The organism is Dellaglioa sp. CoH-57-MRSF-21, from assembly GCF_056781915.1.
In genome coordinates, this window is record NZ_JBXAXU010000179.1 from 1 (window position 1) to 278 (window position 278).

General features: G+C 55.8%; 1 protein-coding gene. It reads left to right on the forward strand.

The genetic code is table 11. The features are described 5' to 3' along the window. A partial coding sequence (locus tag AC1RPQ_RS08445) for a hypothetical protein (RefSeq protein ID WP_481762336.1) occupies positions 1–278 on the forward strand: 278 nt, incomplete at both ends.

The following is a 278-nucleotide window of genomic DNA, read 5'->3' on the forward strand; positions in this document are numbered from 1 at the left end:
ACCGAGTTCTTCGATCTCGACAAGATGGATGCAGAGCGTAAGCTATACGCCGCAGAACTCACGAAGCTCGGAAAGGTCCGAGCCGCCTATGATGAGCTGCGCGCGCAGGTTGAACGCGACAGAGAGGGGCTCGTACCGCGCGATGAGCTGATGAAGCTTAAAGAACGCGTCACCAAGATCAAGGCACGGTTGAGCAAGCTTCAGCGTTCGTTCACGGATGCGCAGGAAATCACGCGGCTTGTCGCCTTCTCCGAGTCAATGGGCGATCAAGTCAAAAT